This is a genomic window from Pseudomonas sp. Z1-14, from assembly GCF_051132005.1.
GTDB lineage: Bacteria > Pseudomonadota > Gammaproteobacteria > Pseudomonadales > Pseudomonadaceae > Aquipseudomonas.
The window spans coordinates 3,473,060-3,486,860 of the sequence record NZ_CP071646.1 but is presented as its reverse complement, the minus strand read 5'-3'; the positions used below and the strand labels follow the sequence as shown (position 1 = coordinate 3,486,860).

The 13,801-nt window shown below is 61.5% G+C and carries 13 protein-coding genes; all 13 read left to right on the top strand.

All coding sequences use genetic code 11. The features are described 5' to 3' along the window. Positions 1–2 precede the first annotated feature (2 nt). Complete coding sequence (locus J3P89_RS15495) at positions 3–1,130, top strand: radical SAM protein (protein ID WP_434694755.1); 1,128 nt, start codon at positions 3–5, stop codon at positions 1,128–1,130. After that, positions 1,120–3,363 (top strand): ANL family adenylate-forming protein, encoded by a 2,244-nt coding sequence (locus J3P89_RS15490; protein ID WP_434694752.1) that lies wholly within the window; start codon positions 1,120–1,122, stop codon positions 3,361–3,363. The genes J3P89_RS15495 and J3P89_RS15490 overlap by 11 nt, the downstream gene beginning before the upstream one ends. Continuing rightward, positions 3,360–3,614 (top strand): acyl carrier protein, encoded by a 255-nt coding sequence (locus tag J3P89_RS15485; protein WP_106274333.1) that lies wholly within the window; start codon positions 3,360–3,362, stop codon positions 3,612–3,614. Before J3P89_RS15490 ends, J3P89_RS15485 begins: the two co-directional genes overlap by 4 nt. Before the next feature lie 98 nt (positions 3,615–3,712). Beyond that, a complete protein-coding gene (locus J3P89_RS15480) occupies positions 3,713–5,038 on the top strand; it encodes a trans-sulfuration enzyme family protein (RefSeq protein WP_434694750.1) in 1,326 nt (441 codons plus the stop codon). After that, positions 5,035–6,072: an OsmC family protein gene (locus tag J3P89_RS15475; protein ID WP_434694749.1), complete on the top strand. Its 1,038-nt coding sequence runs from the start codon at positions 5,035–5,037 to the stop codon at positions 6,070–6,072. The genes J3P89_RS15480 and J3P89_RS15475 overlap by 4 nt, the downstream gene beginning before the upstream one ends. 22 nt (positions 6,073–6,094) lie before the next feature. Continuing rightward, entirely contained in the window at positions 6,095–6,457 is a 363-nt protein-coding gene (locus tag J3P89_RS15470; protein WP_434694748.1) for a VOC family protein, read from the top strand. Between the two features lie 51 nt (positions 6,458–6,508). Then, the gene (locus J3P89_RS15465) at positions 6,509–7,153 is read left to right on the top strand and encodes a sulfotransferase (RefSeq protein WP_434694747.1); all 645 of its coding nucleotides are present in this window, start codon (positions 6,509–6,511) and stop codon (positions 7,151–7,153) included. After that, a complete protein-coding gene (locus J3P89_RS15460) occupies positions 7,146–7,817 on the top strand; it encodes an HAD-IA family hydrolase (RefSeq protein WP_434694746.1) in 672 nt (223 codons plus the stop codon). Before J3P89_RS15465 ends, J3P89_RS15460 begins: the two co-directional genes overlap by 8 nt. Then, positions 7,795–8,229, top strand: coding sequence for a type II 3-dehydroquinate dehydratase (locus J3P89_RS15455; RefSeq protein ID WP_434694745.1), 435 nt, complete (start codon positions 7,795–7,797; stop codon positions 8,227–8,229). Before J3P89_RS15460 ends, J3P89_RS15455 begins: the two co-directional genes overlap by 23 nt. After that, the gene (locus J3P89_RS15450; RefSeq protein WP_434694744.1) at positions 8,222–8,536 is read left to right on the top strand and encodes a phosphopantetheine-binding protein; all 315 of its coding nucleotides are present in this window, start codon (positions 8,222–8,224) and stop codon (positions 8,534–8,536) included. The genes J3P89_RS15455 and J3P89_RS15450 overlap by 8 nt, the downstream gene beginning before the upstream one ends. Next, complete coding sequence (locus tag J3P89_RS15445) at positions 8,533–12,582, top strand: amino acid adenylation domain-containing protein (RefSeq protein WP_434694743.1); 4,050 nt, start codon at positions 8,533–8,535, stop codon at positions 12,580–12,582. The genes J3P89_RS15450 and J3P89_RS15445 overlap by 4 nt, the downstream gene beginning before the upstream one ends. Before the next feature lie 122 nt (positions 12,583–12,704). After that, entirely contained in the window at positions 12,705–13,388 is a 684-nt protein-coding gene (locus tag J3P89_RS15440; RefSeq protein WP_434694742.1) for a 4'-phosphopantetheinyl transferase family protein, read from the top strand. Positions 13,389–13,399: 11 nt separating this feature from the next. Beyond that, entirely contained in the window at positions 13,400–13,792 is a 393-nt protein-coding gene (locus J3P89_RS15435) for a VOC family protein (RefSeq protein WP_106274323.1), read from the top strand. Positions 13,793–13,801: the final 9 nt, after the last annotated feature.

Genomic DNA, 13,801 nt, shown 5'->3' with positions numbered 1-13,801 from the left:
ACATGACAATCGGTGAACCGGTGAACTTCCTGGGCCATGGCCAGCTGCTTGGCAACGACCTGGTCATTAATGAAGACTCCTGCAACTTGGGGTGTACCTACTGCCTCACCGGGCAGAGCAATATGAAGTCGTCCCATGAAGGCAAGCTGATCTTCCAGCCGCCGACCCATGACGCCTACACCGAAGAGAGCGACCTGGGCAAGCGCCTGCACACCATCGTCGAGCGCGTCAATCGGACCTTCAGGCCGCCCATCCTGAAAATGACGGGCGGTGAAATCTTCATTATCAAGGGCATCATGACGTTCATCGAACGCATGTCGCCGCTGCATGAAGTGTTGATCGTACAGACCAACGGTTTGCCGCTCACCGCCGAGAAAATCAAGCGGCTGGCGGAGCTGGGCAATGTCGTCGTGCAGATTTCGCTCGATAGCAGCAATTACACGGGCAACAGCTACCGGGTTTTGTCGCCGCGTATCCACGAGATGATCATGGAGCGCATCGAGATGGTGCTGGAAGCAGGGTTGCCGCTGGAAATCTACGGCGTGTTGAACGACCGCAGTGCGCCCTACCTGCGTGAGTTCGTCCAATGGTGTGCACGTTTCAAGGAAAACCCTCCACAGTTATTTCCGTTTCCGGTGCGAGGGCCTGACAGCGAAACCTTCAAGCTACGACCGGACCAGTACCTGCACATTGATGAATTGTTCGAGCTGCGCGACCTCTACCCGGACGTGTTGCCACCCAAGGCGTACCTGGAGCGCCTGAGTTCGTTCTATCGCGATGGGGGGCGTAGCTGGCGTTGCCACCTGCCGCGCCTGGTGCTTTCCACGTTCAGTGACGGGGTGGTGACGCCGTGCCCGAATATCTGGTTCCACGACATGGGCAACCTGGTCGAGGGCGATTGGAACAAGGCCCTGGCGCCGGTGAATCGTTCGCCGTTCTATCAACTGCTGCTATCGGAACGCCCGCGCCTGGATGCGTGCAAAGGCTGCTTCACGCCTTGGGACACCCTGAGCCTGTATTTCGAAAGTGTCATCAGCCTGGATGAACTGTGTCGCGCACCGTCCTATGCGCCCCAGGCAGTCAGAACCCTGCTTGAGCAAGCCAAGGAGGCGTACCTGAATGGCGCATGAGTACCCAGTCGATGCTCAGTGCTTCGAGGCATTGTCCAGCGCATCACTGCTAGAACAATTACCGGTCGGCCAACGCAGCTCCTGGGGGCAACAGCTACGTGAGCTGGCACCCTGCGCCAATGGGCGGGTAATGCTGGTGTTCGACAGCAGCGTCGAACACGTCGCGCTGTTGTTGATGCTGCTGGAGCACGGGCTTTCGCCCCTGCTGGTGGCCAGTGATGCCACGGTGCACGAGATCAATCGCTACGGCGCACGCGGGGCGATTGCCCACAGCCTGTCGCTGGAGCATGGAGCGCTACGCGTGCTGAAGCTGGACGCCACGTCGGCGGGATCGGATGTGCAGGCCAGTGCGACGATGCGCCGAGGCATCTACCTGCTGACATCCGGAACCACGGGTGAGCCGTCCATCGTCTTCCGCGACCTGCAGAGCTGGCGCGACGAAGGTTTACGCTACTGCCACCTGCTGCAGTTGGGCCCGGAGCATCGGGTGCTGTTTGTCGCCCCCATCTGTCACGCGTATGCACTGGGTTGGCTGTGGGGTGCATTGCTGGCCGGTGCGCAGGTCGAGATCGTCAAGCCGACGGAACTGGCGGGCGCCCTTGCGGCCTTGCGTCAGCGTGCAACCCATTGCGTCGTCACGCCGTTGCTGGCCTCGTTACTGGCACAACGGGCCGGGCAGGGCGGACGCGGCGGGCAGCTTGAGGTGGTGATGTCTGGTGCCGGTCCGGTGAGCGAATCGATTGAGCAGCAGTTCCAGCAGGCGTTCGGCATAGGTCTGTCGCGTAATTACGGCAGTACGGAAAGCGGGGCACTGTTCGGTGGCGTCGCGCCTTTGCCGCCGCTGTCCATTGGCTTTCCGTTGCCAGGTATACGTGTGCTGGACGAGCCCGTAGAAGGGCAGCCGTTCGCGCTCAAGGTCATGCTGGAGGACGGCCGCGTCTACGACACCGGTGATATCGCCGAGCGTACCCCTGAGGGGTACACCATCGTCGGCCGTGAGAGCAGCGCCATTCGCCGGGGCGAGCGTTGGGTTTCGGCGTTCGAGATCGAGTCAATCCTGGCCGGCCACGAAGACGTGATGGACTGCACGGTCCGAGCGGTCAAGTCCAAACAGGCCGGCAACGATTACATCTTTGCCTTCGTGGTCTGGCGGGCTGATCGGGCATGGGATGAGGCGCAATTGCGCGCGCACTGTCAGGCCTACCTGGCAAGTCATAAGGTGCCTGATCGCTTTGAGCGCACGGCACTGATCCCGAGGGGCGCCAGCGGCAAGGCGCTGCTGAGTCGACGCTATTACCCGGCTGACAATGCTGTGCTGCTTGAGGCCGCCCATGCCTATAAGCGTTCACAACTGCTGTTCGCGCTGTGGACCAGCGGCGCGCTGCAACTCAGTGCCCAGGGGTTGAATGTCGATCAGATCGCCCAGCGCAGCGGTTTGCACGCCACGACCTTGGCGGCGGCGTTCGATACGGCCCTGGCCAACGGCCTGGTTCACGAAGGCGCGGAGCAGCATGGCGATCCACGTCGGCTGGAAACGCTGGCACCGGTGCTCAACCTTGAAACCTTCAACAGCCAGGGCTGGAACCAACTGGATCAATTGTTGGCGGTATTGCAGCGCGGGCTGGACGCCCGCCCGTTTGAACAGACCGCCGACCAGTGGCAACTGCGCCAGTTGTACCAGCGAGCGGTGGCCGGCCCGGAAAAACACCTGGCGGCGCAACTGGCGTGGCGCAAGGTCTTGAATTACATGCCGGGTGCCTTGCGGTTACTGGATGTCAGCGCCACCGGTGCGGTTTATACCCAGGCCCTGCTCAGCAAACGGCGCCTCGACTGCCCCGCCAGCCAAGTGGTCCTGCTCGGTGGGCTGAACCCTCTCGACCTCGATATACCGGTGGACACCCATGACGCCCTGGATGCACTCGACGCGCGCCAGTTCGATGTCATCGTCCTTGACAACATCCTGCACCAGGCATGCGTGGCACAGGGGTTGTCCGGGCTGCTGGAGCGATTGGCGCACAACGGGCGACTGGTGATTGACGACATTTTTTTTAACGACCAAGCCTCCGCCACCGTCGGTGTCGACTGGTTGACCCATGGCGGCCATTTTTACCCGCGTCATGACGAGCTGGTCGGCGTGATGGCCGGCCTTGGGTTCAGCGCAAGCGAAGTGTCGCGCCCCGAATCGATGATTTTCCAACGCACGACGATATTTACCAGGAGCTGTGAGAAATGACTGATACCGATCGTTTGATCAACGTGTTCTCGGCCACCGTAGGCCGTCATTTGAGCCGCGAAGACCTGTCGGGAGGAAACCTCATCGCCAGTTTGGGGCTGAACTCCATCGACGCCTTGCAATTGCTGATCCAGGTGGAAACCGAGTTCGGCTTCTCCATCGAAGACAACGAGCTATCCATTGAGCTGGTGAACTCGCTGGAGCGCCTCGAAACCTTCGTCGCGCAAAAGCAGCAAGCCCAGGCAGTCTGATTGTCGTGACGCCTTAGCAAGCACTGCCGGCATCCGGCAGCGGGTGTGCAGCCGCCTGCCACGCCGACCGCAGCAATTGAATGATCGAGGAAATGTGTGTGAGCGACTCAAAACTGACTGAAGCGGTGTTTACCAACCGCCCTGGTACCCGCCACCAGTTGCCGTGGCTCAACCAGTTGAGCCGCCAGCGCCTGGCGGGCCCCGGGATGGAGAACAATCGTTGCCTGACCCAGGGCGAAGCCCCAGCGACGCTTTGCGTCCACGCCGGGACCTATGAGGACCCGATAACAGGCGCCGTGGGCACACCGGTGTTTCCCAGCACCACCTTTCGGTTCAGCCAAACTACCTACGAGTCGTTTCTAGAAGGTTACATCCGCGACATTCCGACCTACAGTCGCTACGGCAACCCCGGGCAATGGTCGGTGCAACTCAAAGTCGCGGCACTGGAAGGGGCGCAGAGTGCGCTAGTGCTGTCTTCGGGCATGGCTGCGATTGCATCCACGCTGTTCGCGCTGACCAATCGCAATGGCCATATCATTTCCTCCTATGACCTATATGGCGGCAGTTACAGCCTGCTGCATGCGGATATCAATCAGGCCGGGCGCTCGGTCAGCTACGTCGACCCACTGAACCTGGCGGATATTCGCCGAGCGATTCGCCCGGAAACGCAGATCATGTTCTTCGAGCTGCTTTCCAATCCACTGATGAAGGCCATCGATCTGGTGGCGATTGCAGCCCTGTGCAAGCAGGAGAACATCCTGTTGGTGGTTGACAATACCTTCCTCTCGCCAATCAGTTGCCGGCCGCTGGAGTGGGGCGCGGACATCGTGATTCATTCGGCCACCAAGTACCTCAACGGTCACAGCGATGCGACCTGTGGTGCGGTGGCGGGCAGCCGCAAGCTGGTTGATCGGGTATGGGCACAACTGCTGCGCTTTGGCGGTAGCCTCGATCCCTTCGTGTGTTTTTTGCTTGAACGCGGCATGAAGACCCTGGCCGTGCGCATGCAGGCGCACGCCAATGGCGCCCGGCAAGTGACGCGCTTTCTGGAGCAGCACCCGCGGGTCACTGCCCTGCACTCGGTGTATGCGCAGGATTACACCCATCGACAGTTGTTCGAGTATGCGGCGAAGACCACCTGCGGAATGCTCAGCTTTGAGGTCGAGGGCGGGGATGCGGCGGCGCTCGAACTGCTGGAGCGGCTCAAGCTGATTACCTCGGCGACCAGCCTGGGTGGTGTGGAGTCGTTGGTCAGTCTGCCTTTCAATACCTCCCACAGCGGGCTGACCAGCGAGCAGCAGAAGAAAATCGGGCTTAACCCCGGGCTGGTCCGGCTTTCTGTGGGCATCGAAGATCCGGATGATCTGTGCGCCGATCTGGAGCAGGCGCTGCATCAGGTTTATCAGGGAAGGAATGCGTCATGAGAAACGGAATGAACATCTCGGGCTTCAGCGAGATTGTCCACGAGATCCAGGAAGAGCCCGAACAGGCCATCTTCCGCTATGCGGCCTACGCACGCGCCGCCCCTGACGCCGGAGTGCTGGCCGGGGTGCATCCGGCGCTCATCGGTTTGCTCAAGGCCCCTCGCCATTTCGAGGTGCCGATAAGCCCTGAACCGGCCCTCAAGTCCTACGGCTTGCTGGACGTGGCAAGCCCACAGGAGCTCGCGCTGACGGCGTTGTCGGGATGTTTTCTGGTATCCGCCGTGTCCGGGTTTTCCGCACGGCGAACCACGGTCGATCACCTGTCGATGACCACCAGTGCCGCTCTGTTCCAGGCACAGGTTGGTGCACCTCAAGTGCGGTACCAGATTCGTTCGGGCACCGATAAGAAAATCGGCGAGGCGCTGGACGTGATTGAGGCCGTCAAGACCCATAGCCCCAACCACCAGACATTCGTTCAGTCCTTGGGGCTGTCGGCACGCCTGGCCGGACCTTCCGGCGCGCGACCGTGGGTGCGTTTCCCTGGGATCACGGCTTCTGCCGGCGACACACCTGTGCCAAGCCAGGCCTTATCGCTCGATTGCCAGTGGTTGTATGGGACCCAGTTGAGCAGCAATTTCCTACGTCAGGACCCAGAGGATCCACGTACCTTTCCAATCGACCAGCCCAAGCAATTGGCAGGCATCGATTGGGGGCCCAACCCCCAGGAATACCTGCTGATGGCGATCGCCGCCGATGTGTTGCTGCAACTGAGGGCTCATCACCCGCTGGCGAGCGCGGTACAGCTCAATGTGCGAGCGATGGTGGACATCCGCGGGATGTGCGAGGTCGCGCCGTCGCCTGTTCACCTGCAAGACATCGAGCTGCAGTTGCAGGTGGGCGAGTGCACCGCACAGCAGCTGGAGCAACTGGAGCAAGAACTGGCGCAGAGCATCGAATGTTCCACGGTGTGTGCACTGATTCGCCGACGTGTGGACTTTGAGTTTGAGATCGGCGCGCAACCGGTAGCGCCGTGAGCGAGCCGCGCAGAGGGTACCTATGAACGATTCGACGCTGTGTTTCTGCACCTTGGCGGTGACTGACCTGGTTGAGGCCGAGCGGTTTTACGTGGAGGTCCTGGGCACCATGGTCAGCCGACGGTTTGCGCCGACCCTGTGGATCAGCTTGGATGTGGATGAGCACAAGGGCGCCGGGTTCGGCTTGATCGAGGACGCTTCGATGCCCTGGCCGTCCAGCGCAACGATGCTGGATTTTCAGGTGGCTGACCTGGCGTCAACGTTTGCGCGGCTGCGCGAACAGGTGACGGTGATCGAGGCGCCGGTGCATACCCCGTGGGGAAGTTACAAGGCAACCATCCAGGACCCGTTCGGCAACCGCATCGGCCTGGTTCAGCGCAATTGAAATCTGGGTTCCAGGGGGCTGCCACCAGGGGTGAGAAAATGAGGAGCTGGGATGCTTAAGCAATATCGCTGCATGAATGTACCGGACTGTGTCGCGGGCGAGGCTGGTTTTGTGTCGGTCGTTTCCGGGTTACCGCGTTCCGGCACATCGATGATGATGCGTGCCTTGGGTTGCGCCGGAATGCCGTTGCTGACCGACAACGTACGTCAGGGGGATGGGCGCAATCCCCATGGTTACTTCGAGTGGGAGGCCGTCAAGTCCAAGGACAGTTACCTGACCTGGATGGATCAGGCTCGTGGCCACGCGGTCAAGCTGGTGTCGAGGTTCCTGATGCACCTGCCGGCCACCCATGGTTACCGAGTGGTGTTCATGCACCGCGACATCGAGGCGGTAATCCGTTCCCAGCGCGATATGGCGGCGCATCATTCAGGAAATATCTGGGGCGAAGTGGAGGGCGAGGCATTAGCCCGGCTTTACCACGACCACGTGGCAAAGGTTGTCGCCTGGGTTCGCTCGCGCCCCAACATGCAGCTGTTGGAGTTGGACTATCAGCAGGTGCTTGAGGCGCCTCAGGCCGAGTTTGCCAAGGTCGCACAGTTTCTTTCCCTGGTGCCACTGGCCGTGGATGCCATGGTGCAGACCGTGGACAAACGTCTGGATCACCACATTGCCACGCAGGTACCTGCCCATGTCTAAATCCTCGATCAGCGCCGTTATCTTCGACCTTGACGGTACGGTCATCGACAGTAAACAGGTGATTGCCGAGGCTTACCATGCAGCTCACGCTGAACTCATGGGCGCTGAGGCTGTCGCACCGCCGTTCAGCGAGTATTGCAAGCACTTGGGGCGTAGCTTTCCGCAAATCATGAAGCGCATGGGACTGCCGCTGGCCATGCACGGGGTGTTCATGCGCGAGAGCAATGCGCGCATGCACCGCATTGAGGTGTTTGACGGTATTCGCCCGTTGCTTGATAGCTTGCGTGCGCAGGGTATCCCCATGGCCGTGGCCACCGGCAAGGACCATACGCGTACCGAGGCGATTCTCGACAGCCTGGGGTTGATCGACTATTTCGCCTGCATCGTGGGCAGTGACGATGTCGAAAACCCGAAACCGGCACCCGATATGGCCCTGATGATCGTCCAGCGCCTTGGCCTGGAGCCGGCGAGCACCTTGTTTCTGGGCGATGCGGTGGCTGACCTGTTGTGTGGCCAGGGCGCAGGCATGCAGACCGCGCTGGCCCTCTGGGATAACCCGGGCGAAGAAGTCCGGGGCCATGCTTGCGACTACCAACTGACCGATCCGCGTCACGTCCTGGCCTTGCTGGAGGAGCCGCGTCATGCCGACGTTACTCCTGCTTAACGGCCCAAACTTGGGACGACTGGGGCTGCGCAAGCCCGAGGTCTACGGCACCAAAACCCTGGCCGACGTCACGCAAGAGGTCACCGTGGTGGCGGCGGCGCAAGGCTGGTCGGTGCGCTCATTGCAAAGCAATCACGAAGGCGAGCTCATCGACTTTGTCGAAGCCAATCGCGATGCCGCGGCGCTGATCATCAACCCTGGCGCGCTGATGATGTCCGGCTGGGCTTTGCGTGACGCACTGGAAGATTATCCGGGACGTTGGATCGAAGTGCATATCTCCAATCTGTTCGGCCGCGAAGCCTTCCGCCATACCTCGGTGATCGCTCCGCTGTGCCATGGTTTTATCGCCGGCATGGGCACTGATGCCTATGCTGTTGCAGCGTCTGTGCTGGTGGGGAGTGACCATGGGTAATGTTTCGATAATGGTACCGGGGCATGCCGTACTTCTGGCCGACGTGCTGCAGCTGTGCAGTGAGCTGCTGGGCGTGCCGGCGGGCAGTCTGGAGGCCTCGCAGAACTTCTTCGAGCACGGTGGAAATTCACTCAAGGCGCTGCAGTTATGTGTGCAACTGGAGCATAGGCACCCGCATTTGTGCGGTGAAGCGGGAATTGATCTGACGCTGATCGTCGCCACCGCCAGTTTCGCCGATTTCGTCAATGAGTTGCTGGCATCGGCGCGGCAGGCGTCGGCGCCCTGTGTGTCGGAGGGCGAGCTGTGAGCCAGTCTGTTGCGACATTGATCGAAAGCTGGGAACAGCGTGGCGTGCACCTGTACGAGGAAGCCGGCAAGCTCAAGTACTATTGTGAGAAGCCCACGCTGCCTGAAGACATTCGCCACTCGGTGAGCCGGGAGAAAACCCGGTTGCTGAGCTACCTGGCGCAACCCGATCCCCTGGCGGCGAACTTGAGCGGCCTGCGTCAGGCCTATTGGCTGGGTGAACACTCCGCATTCACGCAAGGCAGCGCGGCCTACCTGCACCTGGTGTATGCCGGGGATGTGCCTTCACAGGCCCAGCTTGAATCGGTCCTGGAGCAAATGCTGGCGCTCCATCCGATTCTCAATTACACCTTGGACGCCCATGCCCCGCGTCTCAAACCCATGGCCAGGCAGGCAGTTGTGGTCGAGCAGGTGACCGCAGCAGCGGGGCAGGCCCCGCGGCGCTGCGCGGCCTTGCCAGGGAGCGACACACCGATTCCGGCATTGACTCTGGAGCGGCCGCTGTTTCGCTTGGTGATCGTGGAGAGCGCGGATGAGCGCTGCCTGCATGTGGTCTACCGGCTGGCGCTGTTCGATGCTCCCAGTGTGCAGATTTTCATCGCCGACTTGATGGTGTTGGTAGCCTGTGGAACCGGCGCGCAATCGACAGCGGGCATGTATGCATCCGCCAGGATTGCGGCACAGGTGCGGGCCGGCCGGCTGGCGCGCTTCAAGGCGCGTAACTACTGGGCGCAGAAGATCACCAAGCTGGCGGGTGGCCCCGATCTGCCGAGGTTACGCCGCTCTACCGTCGAGCCAAAAGGTCCGGCCGGCATTGGGCGCTTCACGGAACATCGTGGCCTGCTGGCGGCCGAGGCGTACAACGCCCTTGCCGAACGCGCGCGCAGGCATCGGGTGTCGCTCAATGCGGTGCTGCTGACGGTGTACCTGCAGACGTTGGCGCGCTGGTCCGGCAAGGCCACGGTGACCTGTAGCGTCATGTACAGCACCCGCCCTGGGCTGGCAAAGGAATTTGCTCGCCATATCGGTAATTTCGCCGATACCGTACTGATCGACCTGCCGACCGGGCCAAGGGCCTTTTCGGCAATCGTGCAACACCTGCAGCAAGACTTGTATGCGGCTATGCAGCACGGCGCCTACGATGGTGTCTCTGCGGTGCGTGAATGGATCAAGCTTCACGACCAGCGTGCCAGCAGTGCCGAACCGCCCATGCCCTATGTGTTTTCGTCATTGCTGGAAATGGATCTGCCCGCCGTACCGCTGGAGCAGACGGACCACGCCATGATGACCCCGCAGATCTGGATCGACGCCCAAACGTTTTCACACAAGGGTGAGTTGTGGTTGTCTTGGGATGAGCGCGAAGGAGTGTTCTCGCCGGGGGTGATCGCCCAGGCGTTCGAGCATTTTCACGCGACCCTGCAGCGCCTCGCCACTGAGCCGGGGGAGTGGGATGACGCTCAGGTGTCCTTGAGCCCGGCCCTGCTGGCGACAGTCGATGCGTTCAACCATACACAGCAAGCCTTCGACAGCGGCACACTCTACCAGGGCCTGCTGCATCAGGCCGTGCAGCGACCGGATGCACCGGCCATCCTGGATGCGCAGGGCGGCCTGAGCTTCGCGCAATTGCTGTGCCAGGCCAGCCGACTGGCCAGTCATCTGAATGAAAATGGCGTCGGTCCCAGTGATCATGTGGTCATCCGGGGCAGCCATGATGCCGCGAACGTGATCGCGATCTATGCCACGCTGATGGCCGGCGCGACCTACGTACCGGTCAGCAAGCACTCCCCGCGGGGGCGGGTGCATTCGATGATCAATCAAGCCGCGGCAACGACGGTGCTGGGCGATGACGACGCGGACATCGACGGCATCCTGACCTCGCCCGTGAACTGGTACTTGAATTACCGCCAGTGGCTGGAGGCCGGTCATGGGCAGGGCGCCTGCATAATGCCGGCCTATCCGGCGGTCGACAGCAGCTTGGCGTACATCATGTTCACGTCTGGCACCACGGGTGTGCCCAAAGGCGTCAGCGTGACTCACCGGGCAGCACTCAATACCCTGCAGGACTGTCGCAAGCGCTTCGCGATCGATGACAGCGACCGTTTGCTGGGGGTCAGCGAATTCAGCTTCGACTTGTCGGTGTTCGACCTCTTCATGCCGGCCCTGAGCGGGTGTGCGCTGGTGCTTGGGCACGGCGCCGAAAGCGCTGACCCGAATGCCTGGCTCGTCGCTGCGCGCGAACATCGTGTGAGCATCTGGAATTCAGTGCCTGCGATCATGGAAATGGCGTTGAGCTACGCCCTGGCCACGCAGTTGCCCGCACCGGCGCCTGCGGTTCGGTTGTGGATGGCCAGTGGCGACTGGATCAACCTGAGCTTGCCCGACCGCTTGCGCGCCAGCGCTCCAGGCTCGCGTTTTGTTGCCTTGGGCGGGGCCACGGAGGCGGCCATCTGGTCCAACTGTTTCGAGGTCGAACAGGTCGATCCGCAATGGCCGAGCATTCCCTATGGACGACCACTGGCCAACCAGCGCTTCTACATCCTCGACGCCCTGGGGCGACGTTGCCCACCCGAAGTCAAAGGCATGCTGCACATTGCCGGCGAAGGCTTGGCGGTCGGTTATATTCATGACCGGCAACGGACCGAGCAAGCGTTTTTCGAGGACCCTGGTCTGTGCCAGCGGGTGTATCGGACCGGGGATCTGGGGCGCTTGCGAATGGATGGCGAAATGGAGTTTCTCGGCCGTGAGGACTTGCAGGTCAAGCTCAATGGTTTTCGGGTCGAGCTGGGCGAGATCGACGCAGTGTTCCGCAGGGCGCCTGGCGTGCTGCACGCCGCTGCCTGTCTGGGGGAAACCGAAGGCCTGCTGGTTGCGGTCGTCCTGGATCCAGGCTTCGAGCCTGCGCCCAGCGCCCAGCAATTGCTGGCGTTCGGTGCACACTACCTGAACCCCTACATGGTGCCTGCGCGGATCGTCGAGTTGGGACAACTGCCGCTGACCGCCAATGGCAAGGTCGACCGCCAGCAACTGACGAAACAGGTGGTGCAGCGCTGTGGCGAGTCCTCCAGCGAACCACAAGACCTGGGTTTCTGCGCGAAGCAGCAGTTGATGGCCAATTGTGTACAGCGCGTGCTGCCGGCGGCGGTTGACCCGCAGCGTTCCTGGTTCGACCTGGGCGCGTCATCCCTGCATGCGGTGCATATTCTCCAGGCACTGAATACGCAAATGGGGCTTGAGTTGAACCTGGCGGATATCTACTCCTATCCCTCGGTCAGCCGGCTGCAGGCGTACTTGCAAGACCGCTCCAAGGGGGCGCGCAACTTGGTGCATTTCAGACGTGACAAGGTGCGGGACGTGCCGCTTCTGGTGTTGGTGCATCCGGTGGGCGGGGCCCTTTCCTGTTACTTGCCGCTTGTTGAGGCCCTGGGTGGTCGTTTCGATATCGTCGGCATTTGCGCGGACAGTGAGCAACATTTCGCGAGCATCAACGCCCAAGCCTTGGCGTATTTCGAGCAATTGCGTGAACCGCTGGCCGAGTATCGCCAGGTGGTGCTCGCGGGGTGGTCATACGGGGGTGTGGTCGCCGTGGAGATCGCGCGCTTGCTCAGCGCCGGCGGCCAACACCTGCCTGCGTTGGTGACGATCGACGCCGGTGCTGCCCAGGGTGAGGTCTTGGAACTGCCACCGACCCTGCTGCAACAGATGTTCCAGCACGACCTGATGCACACCGAACAGATACAGGCCGAAGGGGAGGTGCAAGAGGCCCAGTTGAACCAGGCCTTGGAACAGCGTTTCGCGCTGTTTTGCCGGCACTATGCGGCGTTGCTCAACTACTGCTACCAACCCGTGGCCTGTCCGACGTGGCATTTGCACGCCAGTGAACAGCGGCATGCCAGTGGACTGCATCGCCTGAGCGAGTTGTCGACGCAGGAAGCCTGCGTGCGGATCGTTGCGAATCACTACAGTATTTTGTCGGATGCCGCGCTGGAGCAAGTCATCCTTTACCTGGAGCGGGCCGCGCAGCATGCGGCAAGGCCTGGTGAACCATGAGCCGGCAATCGGCGGCGGTGCAACTCGCTGCGAGTGGGCCTGTACTCCCGGGCGTCGACCTGTGGCGGTTGCCGTGGAGCGGCTCAAGGTCCCATCCTCGGCGCGAGCAGTATCTGGCCTGGTTGGCCGATGATGAGCGCGCTCGTTACCAAGGTTTGGGGACAGCCGTCGCGCGTGCGCAATACCTGGTTGGGCATGGCTGGCTACGCGAGGTTCTGGCCCGTTATCTGGCGTGTGAACCGGCACGCATTGCCCTGAGTTACGGGGCCGCGGGCAAGCCTGTGCTCGCGGCGCCCGCCCGCGCGGCGGTGCATTTCAACCTTGCCCATACCGACGGCCTGTTAGTGCTGGGGGTCGGCGCGGGACCGGTTGGGGTCGATGTCGAGGCTCACCAGGCGCGGGATACGCAAAGCCTGAGCCGGCGGTTTTTCAGCCACGAGGAGCAAGCAGTGCTGGCCAAGCTCGCCGGACCTGCGCGCGAAGAAGCTTTTTATCGGCTCTGGACCCTGAAAGAGGCAGGCGCCAAGGCCTGTGGGCAAGGGATCGGCCGAGCATGGTCCAGGCTAGGGTTTGCCTGCCAGCCACCGGCTCAAGAGGCCTCGGGCCCGTCGCCATGGCGATTCGCACACACGGCTTCGCTGGCCGGCTATTCGATTGCTGTCGCGGCGCGCAGGAGAACAAGCCTGACAATTCGTACATTTATCGATTCTGCGCTGGCGCAATCGGGCCCGTGCCCTGAAAATTTGCATTGGCTCGAGCACTATCGCCGTTCCTACGGCACGAGCCTCATAAACAGCAACATCTAAGGAGAAGCACCGTGAAATTTGGATACACGATTGTTTATGTACCTCAGGTCGAAGCCACCCTTGCGTTCTTCGAGCAAGCCTTTGGTTTCAAGCGGCGCTTTCTGGATGAGTCGGGCGACTACGGCGAGCTTGAAACCGGTGGCACTACACTCGCGTTCGCCAGTCGCGGCCTTGCCGAATCGAACTGCGATGGCGGATATGAGTTCTGCAGTCCGCACCAAAAGCCCTTGGGCATTGAAATAGCCCTGGTTACCGATGATGTAACCACCGCGCATGCCAAGGCGTTGGCGGCCGGGGCGAGCGAGCATGCTGCGGTGCAGAAAAAACCCTGGGGCCAGGTGGTGTCCTACGTGCGCTGCCCGGCGGGCACTCTCGTGGAACTGTGTACACCGGTCGGTCAATGACCTTCACGT

What these genes read in the sequence shown, in the direction of transcription:
- J3P89_RS15460 (WP_434694746.1), top strand. Translation starts at nt 7,146, where the DNA reads ATGTCTAAATCCTCGATCAGCGCCGTTATCTTCGACCTTGACGGTACG.
- J3P89_RS15490 (WP_434694752.1), top strand. Translation starts at nt 1,120, where the DNA reads ATGGCGCATGAGTACCCAGTCGATGCTCAGTGCTTCGAGGCATTGTCC.
- J3P89_RS15485 (WP_106274333.1), top strand. Translation starts at nt 3,360, where the DNA reads ATGACTGATACCGATCGTTTGATCAACGTGTTCTCGGCCACCGTAGGC.
- J3P89_RS15455 (WP_434694745.1), top strand. Translation starts at nt 7,795, where the DNA reads ATGCCGACGTTACTCCTGCTTAACGGCCCAAACTTGGGACGACTGGGG.
- J3P89_RS15450 (WP_434694744.1), top strand. Translation starts at nt 8,222, where the DNA reads ATGGGTAATGTTTCGATAATGGTACCGGGGCATGCCGTACTTCTGGCC.
- J3P89_RS15475 (WP_434694749.1), top strand. Translation starts at nt 5,035, where the DNA reads ATGAGAAACGGAATGAACATCTCGGGCTTCAGCGAGATTGTCCACGAG.
- J3P89_RS15495 (WP_434694755.1), top strand. Translation starts at nt 3, where the DNA reads ATGACAATCGGTGAACCGGTGAACTTCCTGGGCCATGGCCAGCTGCTT.
- J3P89_RS15465 (WP_434694747.1), top strand. Translation starts at nt 6,509, where the DNA reads ATGCTTAAGCAATATCGCTGCATGAATGTACCGGACTGTGTCGCGGGC.
- J3P89_RS15470 (WP_434694748.1), top strand. Translation starts at nt 6,095, where the DNA reads ATGAACGATTCGACGCTGTGTTTCTGCACCTTGGCGGTGACTGACCTG.